The organism is Nocardiopsis akebiae, from assembly GCF_018316795.1.
Classification (GTDB): domain Bacteria; phylum Actinomycetota; class Actinomycetes; order Streptosporangiales; family Streptosporangiaceae; genus Nocardiopsis; species Nocardiopsis dassonvillei.
In genome coordinates this window covers 3,230,868-3,246,768 of sequence record NZ_CP074132.1, presented here as the reverse complement: position 1 = coordinate 3,246,768, position 15,901 = coordinate 3,230,868, and the positions used below count along the sequence as shown (strand labels likewise).

Sequence of the window (15,901 nt, the reverse complement as noted above, 5' to 3'; positions counted from 1 at the left end):
CCGCGGGGGGCACGTGTGTGCCAGGCCGCTACGGCAACGCGCCATGTTTAACACCAGCGGAACATTAGAGTCAACAATTATCACGACTGGTACCATCTGAGAACACTCGTTACCATGATGCCCATGAGCGGAACCGAGGGAGAGCGATGATTCCGGCGCAACGGCGTGAGCTGCTCGTGCGGGAGTTGCGCGGTACGGGCGTGCTGAGCGTGAAGGAGCTGTGCGAGATCCTCGACGTCTCGCACATGACGGTGCGCCGCGACATCATGACGCTGGAGGAGGAGGGGCGGGTCCGCTCGGTGCCCGGCGGCGTCGAACTGGTCTCGCAGGTGCGCTCGGAGCCCTCCTACCGCGACAAGTCGCGGGTGGACGTGGCAGAGAAGCGGGCGATGGCCCGTGCGGCGGCGGCCCTGGTCGGCGAGGGGCAGACCGTCTACCTGGACGCGGGCACGACGCTGGGGCACCTGGTGCCGTCGCTGTGGAGCGTCACCGGCCTCACCGTCATCACCAACGACATCACCACCGCCGCCTCCCTCACCGACCACCCCGACGTGACCCTCTTCCTCATCGGCGGGCAGATCGACCGCGAGAACCGCTCCTCGGTCGGCGACATCGCGGCCGCCACCATCGAGGAGTTCAACATCGACGTCGCCTTCGTCTCGACGAGTTCGTGGGACCTGAGCCGGGGCACCACCACGCCCTCGCGCGCGAAGGTCGCGGTCAAGCGCGCGGCCATGGCGGCGGCCTCGACGTCGGTGCTGGTCGCCGGGGCCGACAAGTACGGGGCCTTCGGCACGTTCAAGGTCGCCGCGCTCACGAACTTCGCCTCGGTGATCACCGACGACCGCCTCTCCGAGTCCTCCGTGCGCGCGATCCGGGAGCTGGGCGTGGGCCTGGAGGTGGTCACGCCCCAGCGGGATGCCGACGAGGAGGCGGAGGCCCCCACCGCCTGACCCCCGCTCCGCCGGGGATCCCCCGCGAACCAGGCGCGCACGTGCGCGCGGCCGGGACGGCACCCGCTCCGCCGGGGCGCCGCCCGGCCCCTCGGCGTGCCCTCCGGCCCTCCTCCTCACGGGGTCGCGCCCGCCCGTGTCCCGCTCCGTTCGGGCGCCCGGACCGTGCGCCCGGAAAAACCCTGGACAAAAATCTTCCAATGTAAGAATCTGGGTGAGCGGCCCCGCCCCGCACCCCCGGGGGCGTGCCGCGATGTGAGCGACAGGGCGATGCCCGAGCGAACGAAGGAGCCCCCCGTGCCGACAACATCCGTGCAGCTGTACTCGGTCCGTGACGAACTCGCCGACGGCTTGGAGAGCGCCGTGGCACGCCTGGCCGAGATCGGGTTCGCCCACGTGGAGCCGTACGCGTTCCACCTGGACACCGAGGAGTACCGGCGCGTGTTCGCCGCGACGGGCGTCACCGCGCCCTCCGGCCACGCCCCCGTCATCGACTCCCGGGCCCCCGAGGCGGTCTTCGACGCGGCCGCCGAACTGGGCATCGCGACGGTCATCGACCCGCTGGTCCCGGCCGAGCGGTGGCAGACCGCGGACCAGGTGGCCGGACTGGCCGAGCGCGTGAACCGGCTGGCGGAGCTGGCCGCCGAGCGGGGCCTGGAGTTCGGCTACCACAACCACGCCTGGGAGCTGAGCACCCGCATCGGCGACAGGCACGCGCTGGAGGTGTTCGTGGAGCACCTGGAGCCGCGGGTCGTGCTGGAGGTGGACACCTACTGGGCGGGGGTCGGCGGCGCCGACGCCGCCGCGCTGCTGCGGGCCTTCGGCGACCGGGTGCGGCTGATCCACGTCAAGGACGGCACCCTGGACGGCGACGTGACACGGCAGCGGCCCGCGGGTGAGGGCGAGGTCGACGTCCGCGCGGTCCTGGAGGCCGCGCCGGGGGCGATCCGCGTGGTCGAGTTCGACGCCTACGCGGGCGACGTGTTCGACGGCATCGCGCGGTCGCTGGCCTGGCTCGGGGAGAACGACCGATGACGCGCACCGGGGCCGCCGGGGTCGGCGTCATCGGCGCGGGCAACATCTCGACCCAGTACCTGGAGAACCTGACCCGGTTCCCCGACGTCGAGGTCCGCTTCGTCGCGGACCTGGACCTGGCGCGCGCCGCCGCGCAGGCCGACGCGTACGGCGTCCCGGCCTCCGGGACCGCGGCGGAGCTGCTGGCGCGCGAGGACGTCGAGGTGGTGGTCAACCTGACCGTCCCGGCCGCGCACACCGAGGTCGGGCACCGGATCCTCGACGCGGGCAAGCACGTGTGGAGCGAGAAGCCCATCGCCCTGGACCACGACGCGGCCGCCGCGCTGCTGGCCAGGGCCGGGGAGGCGGGGCTGCGGGTCGCCTGCGCGCCGGACACGGTTCTGGGGGCGGGGACGCAGACCGCGCTGCGCGCGATCGCCCGCGGCGACATCGGGGAGCCGCTGACCGCGACCACGATGTTCCACGTGCCCGGGCCCGAGTCCTGGCACCCGGACCCGGACTTCCTCTTCGCCCACGGGGCGGGGCCCCTGTTCGACATGGGCCCGTACTACGTCACCGCGCTCGTGCACGTCTTCGGCGCCGCGACCCGGGTGCAGGCGGTGGCCTCCACCGGCCGTGCGACCCGCACGATCGCGAGCGGTCCCCGGGCGGGCCAGGTGTTCGAGGTGCAGGTGCCGACGCACCACGCCGCGCTGGTGGAGTTCGGCCCGGGCCGCTCCGCCCAGTCCACGTTCTCGTTCCAGCACGCGCTGCCCCGGGCGGGAATGGTGGAGGTCAACGGCACCGAGGGCACGATCGTCCTGCCCGACCCCAACACGTTCGGCGGGGACACCACCCTGTGGCGGTACGACCGGGAGGAGCCGGTCACCATGCCCGCCGAGGGGCCCGCGTACGGGCGCGGGGCCGGGGTCGTCGACCTGGTCCGCGCCCTACGCGCGGGCGGGACCGAACGCGCGTCGGGGGCCGTGGCCTCGCACGTGCTCGACGTGCTGCTGGGCATCCGCGACGCGGCGGCCGGCGGAACGCCGGTGGAGATCACCTCCGCCGTGGCGCCGGTGGCTCCGCTCCCGCAGGGGTGGGACCCGGCCAGCCCGACCCTCTAGTCGGCACGGGCCCGACACGGAGAGCCCCGGGGGCCGTCACCGCTCGCGTGCGGTGACGGCCCCCGGGCGCGTTCACGTGGCCTGGGCCGACGCGCCGCCACCGGTCCCGCCGCTCTCGCTCCCGGCGCCCTCTCCCCCGCCGGGCAGCAGCCGTTCCAGGACCTGGAGCGAGCGGTAGACGTCCACCTCCTGCGGGTCGAGCAGCCACTGCAGCTGCAACCCGTCGGACGCGGCGATCACCAGGGCCGCCGCGTCCTCGGGGTCGATGTCGGCCGCGATCTCACCGGAGCGCTGACCGGCGCGGACGCGCTCGGCGAGGTCGGCGCGCAGCGCCCGGAACCGGGCCCGGACGAACTCCCGCGTCGCGGGGTGCCGCTGCTCCTGCAGCGCGTCCGTGGTCAGAGTCGCGTACAGCTCGACCAGGCCGGGGATGGAGCGGTTGCGCTCCGCGCTGCGCTCCATGACCGCGACCGCGGAGACGGTGTCCTGGTCCGAGGGCTCGCGCCCCGTCGCCTCGTGTTCGCGGTAGACCTCCACCAGGAGTTCGTCGCGGGAGGCGAAGTAGTAGCGCAGCGCCGCGTGGGACACTCCGATGGCCTCGCCGATCGCTCTCAGCGACGCGCCCACCCCGTGCTCGGCGAACACCTCGATCGCGCGCGACAGGATCTGCGACCGCCGCTTCTCGGCCTTCCGGTACGTCCGGCCGGAAGCACCCGCACCGCCCACCCCATCCGCGCCATTCGTGCCGTCCGCACCACCCGCGCCACCGTTCACCACGCCCTCCTTAGACCCGGACCGCACGGTCGGCCGCCGCTGACGCGCGGCGGGACCGGTGCGGTTCTCTCCCTCGTGGACGCCTACCAGTGTGTCGGCATCGGCGGCGCGGCTCGTCCGTGCCCGGGTGCCGGTCGGGGTCCACTCCGTTCACCGGAGGGCGGAAGCCAGGCCCAGGATCAGCAGCAGGGGCGCGACCAGCGCCACGACGCGGACGACGGCTCCCGCGGCGGAGGAGAAGGTGACCGCCAGGCAGGCCCGGTGGACGAGGTAGCCGAACAGGCCGATGAACAGGGAGGTGGCGACGACGAAGGCGTCGAGGCCCTCGGTGAGGATCAGGGACGCGGGTAAGAGGGCGTAGAGCAGGGCCGCGACAGCGGAGGGGGCGGCCTTCGTGGCGCGGAGCGTGGGGGTCCCGCGCGCGGACGCGCGCCTGCGCTCCAGGAGGAAGGCGATCAGTCCGGGAAGCGTGGTGACCGCGAGGAGGACGGCGTAGGCCGACGTGAGCACGGTGAGGGCGAACCCGAAGGTGAGGTGGTCCGAGATCGAGAAGGGCATCAGGAGGATCAGGAAGGCGTGGATCCCGCCGCCGGAGGCGATCCTGGAGACCGCTTCGGCAGCGGTCTCCACGCGTAGGGCCCCCGGATCCGGGGGCCTCGGCGCGCTACGAATGGTGTACGACAGCGGACGCGCGTTCTCGGGGGGCTTCGACCGCGGAGCCATACCGACATCCCACCACGCCGGAATCCGCTGTCGCCTCCGGCCCCCGCGGTGGGGCTAGGGACCGCTGGGAGGGTTCCCCCCGCGGTTCGGAGCCGCGCACGGGAGGAGACCCGACACCCCTGACCCCGCCGACGCGGCGACGCCCCGCGCAGGAGGAGGCGGATACGACCACGGTCAGAGGCCCTCGACGCGGGCGAGGAAGCGCAGCAGCCCCGCGTTGAAGGCGCCCGGCCGCTCCATGTTCACGGCGTGCCCGGCCTCGCGCACCACGGCCGCACCGGCACGCGGGTTGGGCTTGGCTGCGGCCGCGGCGTGCTCGGCGGGCCACAGCTCGCTCTCGGCCCCGGCCACGAACAGGGCGGACACGTCCAGCCCGGCGACCGCGCCGCGCCAGTCGCGCAGGGCGTGGTCGCCCAGCAGCTCCAGTTCGGCCGGGGTGAGCCCGCGGTCTGTGCCGCGCATCGCGCGCAGCGTCCTGACCAGGCGCACGCCGCGCCGCCACAGGGGCGTGCCGTGCCCGGTGGCGGGGATGCCGGCGGCGAAGTAGGTGTCGGCGTTGCCCTCGTCGTAGCCGTAGAAGCCGTACGGCCAGTCCGCGGTGTTGAGCATCTTCGGCGTCTGGTCCACCGACACCGCGCCCGCCAGGCGGCCGGTGCCGTGCCCGGAGGTGTACGCCCAGACGGTGTTGGCGCCCATGGAGCCGCCGACGAGCACGACGCCCTCCAGGCCCAGCCGCTCCAGGAGGGCGTGGACGCAGTCGCCGCGCCGGTCCATGGTCATGCCCGGCGGCAGGGGCCCCGCGGCGCCGTGGCCGGGCAGGTCCACGGCGAACACCCGGTACCCGGCGTCCGTGAGCGCGGGGACCTGGTGGCGCCAGGAGGTGGCGGGGGCCTTGAACCCGGCCAGGAGCACGACCGGGCGCCCCCGGGAGTCACCCTGTTCGGTGTACTCGATGCCAAGCCCGTCGTCCGTGGTGATCAGCGTCATCGCCCCTCCCGAAATCCGGGGCCATCCTCGCACACGGCCTCGGGGGCGGGGCTCCGAGACCCGGGAGCCCGCGCGCTCCGCCCGTGGAGCGTGTAGGATTTTGGGAACGATAATCGTTTTCAGTCACCACGGGCGGCGGCGGAGGGGAGGAGGACGCGCACCCGCGGCCCGGCGGAGAGGGGGCGCACGGGCCGTGCGCCCCCGGGAACGCGAATACCAGAAAGGTGGACATGCCCTATTCAGCACACCGTCCGGGCAAGCGCGAGCCCACGCGGAGTTTCGCCAACCCGCTGGGAGACATGGACTACATCGATTACAAGGACACCACGCTTCTGCGCAAGTTCATCTCCGAGAAGGGGAAGATACGCAGCCGCAGGGTCACGCGGGTGACCGCACGCCAGCAGCGGCTGATCGCGGCGGCGGTCAAGAACGCGCGCGAGATGGCCCTGCTGCCCTACCCGTCCAACACTCCGACGCACAGGTCCTGAGGACCCGCCGAACCCGTCCGGGGACCCCCCGGACGGGCCGTCGCGGTCAGGAGCGGTCGGGAGCGTGCTCGTCCCAGTGGCCGTCGTGCTCGCGGTGCAGGTGACCGTCGTGGACGTAGTCCACGTGGTCCTCGTGCGGCACCGCGACGTGCCCGCAGCCGTGACCGTGCTCGTGCGCGTGCCCCTCGTGGACGGCGTGATCCCCCGCGGAGCACTCGTCCCAGTGGCCGTCGTGCCCATGGTGCAGGTGACCGTCGTGGACGTAGTCCACGTGGCCCTGGTGCGGCACCGCGACGTGCCCGCAGCCGTGACCGTGCTCGTGCGCGTGCCCCTCGTGGACGGAATGCTGTGCGGCCATCTCTCCCCCTCGAAAACGACCAGCAGAAAAAACGGGAACACATCCAGGACTATTCGATCGGCGATTGCGCATCAAGCGCCGACGGGGCGGCGCGCGGAGAATTTATCCGCCTCCCACCGGGATTTCGCACCGGACCCCGGAGAAATGATTGTGCTTTTCATTTCCGCCGCAGCGGCGAGGACTGCTACGGTATGGCAATGATTATCATTCTCTCCATCCGCCACGGCGAGGAGGCCCGCCATGCCTGAGTACGACGACCCCTACGCCCGCTCCGGGCAGTACCTGGACCTGATGATCGCCGGGTGGTGGGAGCACCACCGGGCGGTCCTGACCGAGGCACTGGCCTCCCTGCCCGGGGACTCCGGCCCCGTCGTGGACGCGGGTGCCGGCGGCGGCCACGGAACCCGGCTCGTCGCCGCGGCCCTGCCCACGGCCCGCGTTCTGGCCGTGGAGCCCTCCCTCCTGCTGCGGACGGTGCTGCTCTCCCGGATCGCCGACGACCCCGGCCTGCGCGGGAGGGTGACCGTGGACGGCGACGACCTGCTCTCGGCCCACCTGCCCGACCGGATCGGCGGCATGGTGATGGCCAACCTGATCGGTCACTTCAGCCCCCACGAGCGCGACCGCCTGTGGGAGGACCTGGCCCCGCGGCTGGCCCCGGGGGCCTTCGTCCTGCTCAACCTCGCCGCCCCGCTGGAGCCCGAGCGGGTGGAGCGGGCACGGATGAGCGAGGTCGGCGTCGGCGACCGCTCCTACGTCGGCTGGGCCGCCGCCGAGCCCAGCGGACCCGAACGGGTCGAGTGGCACATGACCTACGAGGTCCACGAGCGGGGCCGGGTCCTGGCCCGCGACGAGGTCCGCTACGACTGGTGGACGCTCACCGAGGACGCGCTGCGCGCCGAGGCGGAGCCCCACCGCCTACGGGTCCTGCCCCACGGCCCCGCCGGGGCCGGACTGTACAAACTCCTCGCGTAGAACCGACCGCCGCGCTCAGGAGGGGGCCGGCGGGGCGCTGCTGCGTCTGACCACCAGGTCGGTGGCCAGGTCCAGGCGCAGGTTGGCGGGGGTGCCGCCGCGCGCCAGGGTGAGCGCCATCCGGGTCGCCTCCTCGGCCATCTCGGTGAGCGGCTGGCGCACGGTGGTCAGCGGCGGCCCCATCCAGCGGGCCACCGGCAGGTCGTCGTAGCCGACCACGCTCAGGTCCTCGGGGATGCGCACGCCCAGCTCGCGGGCGGCCTCGTACAGGCCCATCGCCTGGAGGTCGTTGCCCGCGAAGACGGCCGTGGGCGGGTCGTCCAGCCGGAGCAGCTCCCGGCCGCGGTCGCGCCCGCTCTCGACGTGGAAGTCGCCGTAGCGCACGAGCGCGGGGTCGGCCGCCAGCCCGGCCGAGTCCAGCGCGGAGGCGTAGCCGTCGATGCGGGCCTTGCTGCACAGCACGTGCCGGGGACCGCCTATGACGCCGATGCGCCGGTGGCCGAGCTCGATGAGGTGGCGGGTGGCGACCAGGCCGCCGTTCCAGTTGGCCGAGCCCACCGAGGGCATGTCCGGCCCCGGGTCTCCCGCCGGGTCCACCACGACGAAGGGGATGCCGCGCGCGGTCAGGCGGGTGCGCTGTTCGGGCGCCAGGTCGGAGAAGACCAGGATGACGGCGGTGGACTGGCGGGCGAGCACGGCGTCGACCCAGTCGTCGCGGGGGGTCTGGGCACCCCCGGACTCGGTCAGCACGACGCTGAGTCCCTCCGAGCGCGCCACGCTCTCCACGCCCCGGATGACCTCGACCGCCCAGGCGCTGTCGAGTTCGTGGAAGACCAGGTCGACCATGGAGGAACGGCCTCCGCCCGGGCCCCGGCGTCGCCGGTAGCCGTGGCGGCGGATCAGCTCCTCCACGCGCGCGCGGGTCTCGCTGGCCACGTCGGCGCGTCCGTTCAGCACCTTCGAGACCGTCGGCACCGATACGCCTGCGGCTTCCGCAATTTTCGAGATGGTGACCGGCTCCGAAAGGGTGCTCCGGGCGGGGTCGGGGGTCGGGTCTGCACTCACGACGCCTGATCCTACGCGGTCATGGCAACTCCGCGCGGCCACGGGTGACCCAGCTCTCATCCTCCTATTGACGCTCGGGGTGACGCCGCGTACATTCGGGCGCAAATATTTCGAAATACTTACCGATAGTTTCGAACGAGGAGTGGCCATGAGAACCCCCCGCCTGGGCTCCGCCGCCGGAGCGACGGCGCTCTGCCTGCTCGCCGTCACCGCCTGTTCCGGTGGCGGCGGCGGAGACGACCGCATGCACGTGTGGATGTACCAGGACACCCTGGTCGTGGTGCAGGAGGGCGCCGTCGAGAGGTTCAACGGGGCCTCCGAGACCGAGGCGGTCATCGACGAGGTCCCCGGGGACAGCTACGAGGAGCGCCTGCGCACGGCGATGGGCTCCAGCGAGAAGCCCGACGTGTTCTTCAACTGGGGCGGCGGCAGCATCGAGCCCTACGTCGAGCAGGACATGCTCATACCCCTGGACGACATGCTCGCCGAGAACCCCGAGTTCGCCGACTCCTTCATCCCCTCCATCCTGGAGGCGGGCAAGGTCGACGGCGTGCAGTACGGCATCCCCCTGCGCGGCACCCAGCCGGTCATCCTCTTCTACAACGAGGCGGTGTTCGAGGAGGCCGGAGCGGAGCCCCCCGAGACCTGGCAGGACATCCTGGAGCTGGTCGACACCTTCACCGAGGAGGGCGTCACCCCCTTCGCCCTGGCCGGGGCCGACCCCTGGACCGAGCAGATGTGGCTCCAGTACCTCGTGGACCGCATCGGCGGGCCGGAGGTGTTCGCGCGCATCGTGGAGGGCGACTCCGAGGGCTGGCGCGATCCCGCCGTGCTGGAGGCCGCCCGGATGGTCCGGGAACTGGTGGACCAGGGCGCGTTCGGCAACTCCTACGCCTCGGTCAGCTACACCGAGGGAGCGGCCTCCGCGCTGCTGTCCGAGGGCCGGGCCGCCATGCACCTGATGGGCTCGTGGGAGTACTCCACCATCCTGGACCAGAACGAGGAGTTCGCGACGAACGACCTCGGGTACGTGGCCTTCCCACCGATCGAGGGCGGCGAGGGCGACCCCGCCAACGTGGTCGGCAACCCGACCAACTACTTCTCCGTCTCCGCCGAGACCGAGTACACGGACCAGGCGATGGAGTTCCTGACGTACATGTCCCAGGAGGAGTACGTCGCCGACATGGTGGAGAACGGCGAGGTGCCCACCACCACCAACGCCGAGGAGGTCGTCGCCGACAGCCCCAGCCCGGACTTCGCCACCTTCCAGTACGAGATGGTGCGCGACGCGCCGCACTTCCAGCTCTCGTGGGACCAGGCGCTGCCCCCGGAGGTGGCCACGCCGATGGTCACAGAGATCGAGTCGCTGTTCAACGGTGAGCGCACGCCCGAGCAGTTCGTCGACGCGCTGGCGGCCCTGTGACCGGCCGCACCGACAGCCAGGCGACCGGTGCCACCATGACCGGCGACCCGGCGGCCGGGGGCGCCGCGGCGGGCGGCCCCGCCCCCGCGGCCCCCGGCCCGGCCTCACGCGCGGCGGAGCCGCCGCGCGGGGCGCCGCCCCCGCACGGGGCGGCCCGGCCCGCTGTGGGCGGTGCCCGGCCTGCTGTACTTCGGGCTCTTCGCCGCCCTGCCGATGGTGCTGGTGGCCTACCTGTCCCTGACCTCCTGGGGCGGGCTGGGCTCGCCCCGCTTCATCGGCCTGGAGAACTGGTCGCGCCTGGCCGGCGACCCGCTGATGCACAACGCCGTGTGGCTGAGCGTGCTGCTGACCGCGCTCTCCTGGATCGTCCAGACCCCCATCAGCCTGCTGCTGGGAGTCTGGGCCGCCGGTCAACAGCGCAACCGCGCGGTGCTCTCCGCCGTCTTCTTCCTGCCGCTGCTGCTGTCCTCGGCGGCGATCGCCCTCGTCTGGCGGGCCCTGCTGGACCCCAACTTCGGCCCGCTGGCCTGGCTGGGGCCCCGCCTGGGACTGTCGTCGGTGGACGTGCTGGGCGGTTCCGACAGCGCGTTCCTGGTGATCGTGTTCGTCAGCGCCTGGCAGTTCATCCCGCTGCACATGCTGCTCTACCAGGGCGGCGCCCGGCAGATCCCGGCGACGCTGTACCAGGCGGCCGAGATCGACGGGGCGGGAAGGCTGCGGGCGTTCTGGCACATCACGCTGCCCCAGCTCAGGCACACCGTCACCACGTCGTCGGTGCTGATGGTGGTGGGCGCGCTGACCTACTTCGACACCGTGCTCATCATGACCGGGGGCGGGCCCGGCACCAACACCACGATCGTCCCGTACCTGATGTACCAGGCCGGTTTCCAGAGCTGGGAACTGGGCTACGCCAGCGCCGTCGCTTTCACCCTGGTGGTGACGGCGACGCTGATCGCCCTGCTCCTGGTCCGCTTCACCGGTTTCGGCGACATGCGCAGCACCCGGGAGGGAATTTGACCGCCAGTACGGCCGAGAGGCCCGCCGCACGGCGGCTCCCGAGCGGCGGCCGCCCCGCCCTCCCCCGGCGGCGGCCGGGCCGCCGCCGACCCAACGTCCTGGCCGGGCTGGGCGCCCTGGTGTGGCTGGCCGTCGTGGGGGTGCCGCTGTACGCGCTGCTCGTGGCCACGGTGCAGCGCTCAGAGAACTACACCTCCGCCGGGCCGCTCACCCCGCCCACGGACCCGACCCTGGACAACTACGTCAAGGCGGTCGAGAACGGGGTGCTGGGCTTCGTGCTCAACACCGCGATCGTCACCGTCGCGGTGGTGGCGATCGTGCTGGTGCTCGCCTCCATGACCGGGTTCGCCGTGGTGCGCTCGCGCACCCGCTGGACCACGGGGGTGTTCCGGATGTTCCTGCTGGGGCTGGCGATCCCGTCCCAGGCGGTGATCATCCCGGTGTACCTGATCATCATCGAACTGGGGCTGTACGACACCCTGACCGCGATCGTGCTGCCCACGGCGGCTTTCGCGCTGCCGGTGTGCGTGCTGATCCTGGTGGGGTCGATGCGCGACATCTCCGAGGAGCTGTACGAGGCCATGGCCCTGGACGGCGCGGGCCCGGTGCGCACCTTCCTCCAGCTGGTGGTGCCGCTGTCGCGGTCGGGGCTGAGCACCATCGGCGTGTACGCCGCGCTCCAGGCCTGGAACGGGTTCCTGTTCCCGCTGATCCTCACCCAGTCCTCGGACAACCGGCTGATCACCATGGGCCTGTTCGAGTTCCAGGGCGAGTACCGCGTGGACGTGCCCGGCATGCTGGCCGCGGTCGTGCTGGCGACCCTGCCGCTCTTCCTCGTCTACCTCTTCGCGCGCCGCTCCCTGGTGCGCGGCATGATGGGGGTCGGTGGAAAGTAGCCCCGGACCGCTCCACTCCCGCCGGCGGCCGAGGCCCCGCCGACCCCTCCCCCGGTGCCCGTCCTCTGCCAGGGCCCTACCCCCGAGACGGGCACCGGGCGCACGTCCGCCTACTCCCCGTTCCGGGGCAGCAGGGACCCCAGCGGGCCCAGGTCCAGGTTGAGGTCGGCGGCGGAGAGCCCGTAGCGCTCGCGCAGCTCGGTCATGCGCTCCTCCAACAGCATCAGCGTCATACCGATGCGCTCCTCCTGGTCCTCGGTGAGGTCGCCCCGGTCCACGCGCCGCAGGGCCTGGCGCTCCATGAGCTGGCGCACCAGCTCCACCACGGTGAGCACCAGCTTGATCAGGTCGCGCTCGACCGTGTCGGGCTCGGTCTCGATCCGGTGGCGCAATCCCTGCGTCTCGGAGTCAGGAGCCCCCTGGCGGGACCGGTCCGGGTCCGCCGTCCCGTCCAGGGCGTCCTGAAGCCGTCCCAGGATGTCGTTCCCGCCTCCCGGAACCGTGTCGGCGTCGGCCACGCGCACGGGCGCGGGCCCCTCGGGACCCCGCGCCGCGCGGAGCGGGTTCCCGTTCACCTCCGGCATACCTCCTCCTTCCCCCTCCCTCCGGGACCGGTCCTCACTCCTGCCGGATCCATCCGCTCAGGGGGTGACCGTGCTCCCAGGGCGAGGGCACGTTCTCGTTGATCGACGACACCAGGGCGTGCAGGGAGACCCGGACCAGGTCCACGTCGGCGATGGAGACGGTCAGGTCCCCCGAGACCACCACCCCCTTGGCCAGGACCCGGTCGAGCAGGTCGACCAGGGAGATCTCCCGGTTGGCCAGGGGGTGGTCCTCGTCCAGCATCGTGGTCAGGGAGTGGGCCTGGCCGGGGAAGCCGCCGGTACCGGGCGGACCGCCCCCGGCGGGGCCGGTTCCGTTCACCGCGCTCATGCGCCCGCCTCCACAGCTCGGGGGGAGGAGAAGGAGTAGGGGGCCCACGGCCCGGAGACCTCGATCCTGGTGCCCTCGGGCGCGCGGGAGTTCAGCTCGTCCACCGCCGTGAGGAACTCCGCCACCCGGTCCCCGTCCACGAGGTAGGCGTTGTTCATGACGTTCTCGCCGGGGGCCTCGGACAGCGCGGCGCTCTGCGTCTGGTGCCGGGCGCGCGCCCGGGCCATCGCGACCAGGATTTCGTCGGCCCGCTCGCACAGCGCGGAGGCCCGCTGCCAGGTGTCGTCGCGGCGGTCGCGCTGCTCCCTGCGCCTGCGCAGGTAGGCCTTGCCCGGGGTCTCGTCGGCGGGGGCCTGCGGCTCGGGCTGCGCGGCGGTGCGTACGCCCGCCTCGGCGTAGACCTTCACGCCGACCTCGACCCGGTCCACGAGTTCGTCCAGCGTCGCCGCGAAGACCTGCGCGTTCTCGCGCAGGACTTGGCGGACCCGTTCGTCCCCGCGGTAGACGGTGGCCAGCCGCAGCGGCAGGGCCACGGACCGCAGCGCCACCGCGTCCACGACGCCGTGGTGGGCGCGGGCCACCTCCTCCAGCCAGCGCATGTCCTCCAGCTTGGCGTGGAGCGCCTGCTCGTCGAACTCGTCCAGGGGGACGGTGCTGACCGCGGCGGCCAGATCGTCCTCGACGACGAGGTGGACGGGATGGTCGCCCACGCCCCTCAGGCCGTCGGTGGACGCCAGGCCGAAGGGGCGGCACACGGCGTAGACGTAGCTCGCCTGTTCAGGCGGTTCCATGGTCGCCCTCCTCCCGGGTCCGCTCGGACGTGCGCCGGGCACCGGAGCCCTCCTCGGCGAGGGGGTGCTCCTCGGCCGCGGTGACCTGCGCGGCGCGGTGCTCCTCCAGGGCCTCGATGCGCTCGCGCAGGCGCCGGTTCTCCTCGGCCAGCTCGTCGTCCTCGCGCCGGGAGGCGCGGGAGGACAGGGCCGGGTCGTGCTCCCACCAGTCGATGCCCATCTCCTTGGCCTTGTCCACCGAGGCGACGAGGAGCCGGAGCTTGACCGTGAGGAGTTCGATGTCCAGCAGGTTGATCTTGATGTCGCCCGCGATCACGACGCCCTTGTCGAGAACGCGTTCGAGCACGTCGGCGAGGTTGGCGGAGGAGGATCCGCCCGAGGAGCGGATCGGCCTCGGCTCGCCCCGCCAGGGCGTGGGTTCACTCATGCGTACCAGTTCCCTCCCGGTCCCGCGGAGCCGTCACGGCCACGGATCACGCGCGCACCGCCGTCGCGGTGGCGGCCCCCGGCTCAGGAGCGCTCGGCCGCGGCCCGCTCCTCCTCGTCGGGGTACTCGTCCTCCTCTGCTTCCAGGTCCTGCTCGTCCGCCTCATCAGCGTCCTGGCCCTCAACCTCGTCACCGGGGAACTCCTCTTCTTCCTCTTCGCCCTCGTCGTCCTCGGGCTCTTCCTCAAGCTCCTCGTCGTCCGCGGCCTCGGGGTCGTCCTCGGGCTCCTCCTCGAACCCGTCCCCGGGCTCGTCGTCGGAGATCCGGTCCTCGGGCTCGTCGTCCGCGGCCTCCGCGCTCCCGTCGTCGAGGTCGGCGAGCTCCGCCCGCTCCTCGGGGTCCAGGTCGGCGAGTCCGGCCCGTTCGTCGGGGTCCAGCTCCTCCAGCCCGGCCCACTGCTCCCCGGTGAGGTCCGCCTCCTCCAGGGCGACGGCGTCGTCGTGGGAGAGGACGACCTCCCCCTCGCGGACCTCGCCGCGCCAGCCGCGGAGTTCGGCCGCCTCGTCCCGGGGCAGCATCATGACCTGGCGCCGGTAGTGCTTGAGGTCCAGGCGCAGGCGTCTGCCCTGGGCCCGCCAGATGTTGCCCGTGCGCTCGAAGAGGCCCTTGGGGTAGTACTCCACCACCAGCAGGACGCGGGTGAGGTTCTCCCCCAGGGGATGGAAGGTCACGACGCCCTTCATGGTGCCCTTGGCGGCCTCGGTCGACCAGGCGATCCGCTGGTCCTGGACCTGCTCGGTGACCTCGGCGCTCCAGCTGCGGCTGGACCAGAAGACCTTGCCCCTCCAGTGGGAGGAGGTGTCCCCGGTGCGCTCCGCGCTCTGCACGCCCTTGGCGAAGGAGCCGAAGTCGGGGAAGCGGGTCCACTGGTTGTAGGCCACGCGGACCGGGACGCCCACGTCGACGTCCTCGACGATGTTGACCATCTTGCCGGGCTTGCCGCCCCCTCCGGAGGAACCCGTGCCCAGGCCCTGGCCGACCTTGTCCTTGAGGCCCTTCCTGGCCTTGTCCTTCAGGCCCTTGGCCCCGCCGGTGACCACGGCGTCGACCGGGTTCTTGCCCTGGGCGAGCTTGCCGCCGACACCGGCCGCGACGGGGGCGGCGGAGGCGCCATCGCCGGTGAGGCGCTCCACCGTGGCCCCGAGCCTGCGGGCCGCGCCGTCGACCACGCTGGTGGCCTTGGCGCTGAGGTAGTCCTGGAGGGCGTCGGCGAGCTTGGAGGTGCCCTCGTTCCTGTCCGCGGCGGACCGCAGCCGGGCCAGCGGCCCCTGGGACTCAGTCGTCGCGGCCATCGTCACCCCCCTTTCCGCCGGTGTCCGAGGCGCGCTTGCTCCGGGTGCGCTTGGCGGTGCCCTTGGTCCGCGCGGCGTTCGCCTTGGCCCGGGTGGTACCGCCCGAGGCGGCGCTCCGGGACGCCCTCGCGGCCTTGGTCCCGGACCGGCGTCCGGAGGCGGGGGCCTCACTCGGCTCCGGCTCCTGGCGGCCCTCGGCGTCGCCGTCGCCCCGGGGTCCGTCCGCGTCCTCGTCGGCCCCGTCCCCGTCGGAGCCGGAGGTGGCCCCGGCCGCGCCCTCGCGCAGGCGTTCGGTGCGGCTGTCGAGGGAGTCGGCCAGGCCGCCCGCCCACTTGCCGGCGATGTTGCCCGCCGCGGTCCTGCCGACGTTGAGAAGCTGCTCGCGGGACCGGCCCTTGAGCTCACCCGCCACCGGAAGCGCGGAGACCTCCTTGAGCAGCCCTTGGGCGAGCTGTCCGGGTTTGATGTCGAGCTTCTTGGCTCCCAGGTAGAGGCCCAGCCCCAGGGCCAGTTTGAACTTCTTCCTCCGGCCCAGGACGTAGCCGCCCACTGCGGCGGCCACGATTTTCGCGGTGTCCCCCACGGGATCTCACCTCAATAT

19 protein-coding genes are annotated in these 15,901 nt (G+C 72.6%); 8 read left to right on the top strand and 11 right to left on the bottom strand.

Annotation, left to right across the window (positions count from 1 at the left end; translation table 11 throughout):
- Nucleotides 1-146: 146 nt before the first annotated feature.
- From KGD83_RS13915 to KGD83_RS13905, 3 genes are all read left to right on the top strand, one after another.
- Complete coding sequence (locus KGD83_RS13915) at nt 147-953, top strand: DeoR/GlpR family DNA-binding transcription regulator (protein ID WP_212644157.1); 807 nt, start codon at nt 147-149, stop codon at nt 951-953.
- Between the two features lie 297 nt (nt 954-1,250).
- Entirely contained in the window at nt 1,251-1,988 is a 738-nt protein-coding gene (locus KGD83_RS13910; protein WP_249352360.1) for a sugar phosphate isomerase/epimerase family protein, read from the top strand.
- Nucleotides 1,985-3,091 carry a Gfo/Idh/MocA family protein gene (locus tag KGD83_RS13905; protein WP_212644156.1) on the top strand — a complete coding sequence of 369 codons (1,107 nt, stop codon included), beginning with the start codon at nt 1,985-1,987 and terminating at the stop codon, nt 3,089-3,091. The genes KGD83_RS13910 and KGD83_RS13905 overlap by 4 nt, the downstream gene beginning before the upstream one ends.
- Nucleotides 3,092-3,163: 72 nt before the next feature.
- On the opposite strand, the gene KGD83_RS13900 is transcribed toward KGD83_RS13905, so the two are convergent.
- From KGD83_RS13900 to KGD83_RS13890, 3 genes are all read right to left on the bottom strand, one after another.
- The gene (locus KGD83_RS13900) at nt 3,164-3,865 is read right to left on the bottom strand and encodes a TetR/AcrR family transcriptional regulator (protein WP_249352358.1); all 702 of its coding nucleotides are present in this window, start codon (nt 3,863-3,865) and stop codon (nt 3,164-3,166) included.
- Nucleotides 3,866-4,015: 150 nt separating this feature from the next.
- Nucleotides 4,016-4,495: a hypothetical protein gene (locus KGD83_RS13895; RefSeq protein WP_212644155.1), complete on the bottom strand. Its 480-nt coding sequence runs from the start codon at nt 4,493-4,495 to the stop codon at nt 4,016-4,018.
- 267 nt (nt 4,496-4,762) lie between these two features.
- A complete protein-coding gene (locus KGD83_RS13890; protein ID WP_212644154.1) occupies nt 4,763-5,575 on the bottom strand; it encodes an alpha/beta fold hydrolase in 813 nt (270 codons plus the stop codon).
- Nucleotides 5,576-5,805: 230 nt separating this feature from the next.
- Here KGD83_RS13890 and rpsR point away from each other — a divergent pair, with 230 nt between their 5' ends.
- A complete protein-coding gene (rpsR, locus tag KGD83_RS13885) occupies nt 5,806-6,063 on the top strand; it encodes a 30S ribosomal protein S18 (protein ID WP_212644153.1) in 258 nt (85 codons plus the stop codon).
- 46 nt (nt 6,064-6,109) lie between these two features.
- Here rpsR and KGD83_RS13880 read toward each other — a convergent pair whose 3' ends face one another.
- Entirely contained in the window at nt 6,110-6,421 is a 312-nt protein-coding gene (locus tag KGD83_RS13880) for a threonine dehydratase (RefSeq protein ID WP_212644152.1), read from the bottom strand.
- 240 nt (nt 6,422-6,661) lie between these two features.
- On the opposite strand from KGD83_RS13880, the gene KGD83_RS13875 reads away from it, so the two are divergent.
- Nucleotides 6,662-7,396, top strand: a complete 735-nt coding sequence (locus KGD83_RS13875) for a class I SAM-dependent methyltransferase (RefSeq protein ID WP_212644151.1) — start codon at nt 6,662-6,664, stop codon at nt 7,394-7,396.
- Between the two features lie 15 nt (nt 7,397-7,411).
- On the opposite strand, the gene KGD83_RS13870 is transcribed toward KGD83_RS13875, so the two are convergent.
- Nucleotides 7,412-8,461: a LacI family DNA-binding transcriptional regulator gene (locus KGD83_RS13870; protein ID WP_256448856.1), complete on the bottom strand. Its 1,050-nt coding sequence runs from the start codon at nt 8,459-8,461 to the stop codon at nt 7,412-7,414.
- A 148-nt stretch (nt 8,462-8,609) separates the two neighbouring features.
- Here KGD83_RS13870 and KGD83_RS13865 point away from each other — a divergent pair, with 148 nt between their 5' ends.
- From KGD83_RS13865 to KGD83_RS13855, 3 genes are all read left to right on the top strand, one after another.
- Nucleotides 8,610-9,884 (top strand): ABC transporter substrate-binding protein, encoded by a 1,275-nt coding sequence (locus KGD83_RS13865; RefSeq protein WP_212644150.1) that lies wholly within the window; start codon nt 8,610-8,612, stop codon nt 9,882-9,884.
- A gap of 171 nt (nt 9,885-10,055) precedes the next feature.
- Nucleotides 10,056-10,901, top strand: a complete 846-nt coding sequence (locus KGD83_RS13860) for a carbohydrate ABC transporter permease (protein ID WP_249352355.1) — start codon at nt 10,056-10,058, stop codon at nt 10,899-10,901.
- The gene (locus KGD83_RS13855) at nt 10,898-11,797 is read left to right on the top strand and encodes a carbohydrate ABC transporter permease (protein ID WP_212644149.1); all 900 of its coding nucleotides are present in this window, start codon (nt 10,898-10,900) and stop codon (nt 11,795-11,797) included. The genes KGD83_RS13860 and KGD83_RS13855 overlap by 4 nt, the downstream gene beginning before the upstream one ends.
- Before the next feature lie 110 nt (nt 11,798-11,907).
- On the opposite strand, the gene KGD83_RS13850 is transcribed toward KGD83_RS13855, so the two are convergent.
- The 6 genes from KGD83_RS13850 to KGD83_RS13825 form a co-directional block, all read right to left on the bottom strand.
- A complete protein-coding gene (locus KGD83_RS13850) occupies nt 11,908-12,381 on the bottom strand; it encodes a gas vesicle protein K (protein WP_249352353.1) in 474 nt (157 codons plus the stop codon).
- A gap of 34 nt (nt 12,382-12,415) precedes the next feature.
- Nucleotides 12,416-12,730: a gas vesicle protein gene (locus KGD83_RS13845; RefSeq protein WP_212644148.1), complete on the bottom strand. Its 315-nt coding sequence runs from the start codon at nt 12,728-12,730 to the stop codon at nt 12,416-12,418.
- Nucleotides 12,727-13,521 (bottom strand): GvpL/GvpF family gas vesicle protein, encoded by a 795-nt coding sequence (locus KGD83_RS13840; protein WP_212644147.1) that lies wholly within the window; start codon nt 13,519-13,521, stop codon nt 12,727-12,729. Before KGD83_RS13840 ends, KGD83_RS13845 begins: the two co-directional genes overlap by 4 nt.
- Nucleotides 13,508-13,948, bottom strand: coding sequence for a gas vesicle protein (locus tag KGD83_RS13835; RefSeq protein WP_212644146.1), 441 nt, complete (start codon nt 13,946-13,948; stop codon nt 13,508-13,510). The genes KGD83_RS13840 and KGD83_RS13835 overlap by 14 nt, the downstream gene beginning before the upstream one ends.
- Before the next feature lie 83 nt (nt 13,949-14,031).
- Nucleotides 14,032-15,300: an SRPBCC family protein gene (locus KGD83_RS13830; RefSeq protein WP_212644145.1), complete on the bottom strand. Its 1,269-nt coding sequence runs from the start codon at nt 15,298-15,300 to the stop codon at nt 14,032-14,034.
- Nucleotides 15,284-15,883, bottom strand: a complete 600-nt coding sequence (locus tag KGD83_RS13825) for a hypothetical protein (RefSeq protein WP_212644144.1) — start codon at nt 15,881-15,883, stop codon at nt 15,284-15,286. The genes KGD83_RS13830 and KGD83_RS13825 overlap by 17 nt, the downstream gene beginning before the upstream one ends.
- Nucleotides 15,884-15,901 lie beyond the last annotated feature (18 nt).